The sequence below is a fragment of the Roseovarius nanhaiticus genome (genome assembly GCF_900156535.1).
GTDB classification, from domain to species: Bacteria; Pseudomonadota; Alphaproteobacteria; order Rhodobacterales; family Rhodobacteraceae; genus Roseovarius; species Roseovarius nanhaiticus.
Genome location: NZ_FTNV01000013.1, coordinates 1 through 1569 on the forward strand (window position 1 = coordinate 1; position 1569 = coordinate 1569).

Sequence of the window (1569 nt, forward strand, 5' to 3'; positions counted from 1 at the left end):
ATCGATAAATCTGGATGCGGGTGCCGAAGAATACGACGAGTCGCGCACAAAGCGGCAAAAGAAAAAGCTGGAGAGGGTTTGAACATATGCCCATGTTGAACCGCCCCGGGTTTACCGGAGAGTTCTTTGTTCAAAACTTATGCGGCTTTTTCAAGGGCGTTCATGCTGGCATGGAATGCGTCCTCCCGTTCCTGCGGCGGCCGGTGGCCAATGGCGCTGTGTAGCCGCTCGGTGTTGTACCAACTGACCCATTGCAGGGTCTCCCATTCGACCTGGCCCATGGATTTCCAGGGCCGAGGAAGTTGATCGCCTCGGTCTTAAACAGGCCGATGATGCTCTCGGCCAGCGCGTTGTCGTAGCTGTCTCCGACGCTGCCGACCGAGGTGTCGATACCGGCATCGGCCAGCCGCTCGGTGTAACGGATGGACAGATATTGGCTGCCGCGATCAGAGTGGTGGATCAGCCCGCTTCCCTCGAGCGGGCACCGTTGGCAGATGGCCTGGTTCAGGGCATCCAGCACGAAGCCTGTCGTCATCGAGGTTGAGACCCGCCAGCCCACGATCTTGCGGGCGAAGACATCAATGACGAAGGCCACATAGACCATCCCCGTCCAGGTCGACACGTAGGTGAAATCCGACACCCAGAGTTGGTTGGGAGCGTCCGCGATGAACTGCCGATTGACCTTGTCATCGGGGCAAGACTGCGTCGGATCGGGGATCGTGGTCTTCTTCTTGCCCCGTGTAACCCCTTGCAATCCATGTTCGCGCATGAGCCGCTCCACTGTGCAGCGCGCGATATCGTGCTTGTCCCGACGAAGCTGATGCCAGACTTTGCGCGCGCCGTAGCGGCCCTTGCTCTTGTCATGGACGCGTTTGATCTTCTCGAAATCCTCGGCGTCCTGCCTGGCGCGATCAGAGGCCAAAGCAGGATTGCGGGCGATGGCAGCGCGCGCATAATAGGTCGCAGGGGCGATCGGCAGAACGCGGCAGATCGGCTCGACTCCGAAGACCTCACGGTGCGCTTCAATGAAAGCGATCATTTGCGGAACGGGCGGTCGAGCTCCGCCTGGGCAAAATACGCCGACGCCTTCTTCAGGATCTCGTTGGCGGTGCGCAGTCCTTGACCTCGCGCTCCAGAGCCTTGATCCGTGCCTTCTCCTCACTGGTCACGCCTCCACGCTCGCCAGCGTCACGGGCCGCCTGAATGCAGCAGGCGCGAAGAGTGTCATGAGAACACCTAAGCTTCGACGCGATCGCGCGGTAGGCCGCGTTGTCACTGGCGTAATCGGGCCGCTGTTCGCGGAATAGCCGGACGCCGCGCTCGCGGAACTCGGCTGTGTACTTCGGGGTGGGCTTCTTCTGATCCATAGGGCTCATCCTTTGAGTGTTTTACTCTCCGGTAAACCCGGGGCGGTTCATTCATTCTGGTGCGTTGGGTCGTGGATATCTACCACAACTCGCCGCACCGTGGCCTTGGTGGCCGCACTCCATTGGAACAATGGGACGCTGATATGGAAGACGGAAACTACCCGCTGAGTGGGTTGCCAGATGTCGCCTCGAAGCGTCTCGC

1 pseudogene and 1 other annotated feature are annotated in these 1569 nt (G+C 60.0%); the pseudogene reads right to left on the reverse strand.

Annotation, left to right across the window (positions count from 1 at the left end):
* Positions 1–137: 137 nt before the first annotated feature.
* A pseudogene (locus BW975_RS17770) lies at positions 138–1367 on the reverse strand (IS3 family transposase).
* Positions 965–1081 (reverse strand) — a sequence feature (AL1L pseudoknot). Its footprint overlaps the pseudogene before it by 117 nt.
* Positions 1368–1569 lie beyond the last annotated feature (202 nt).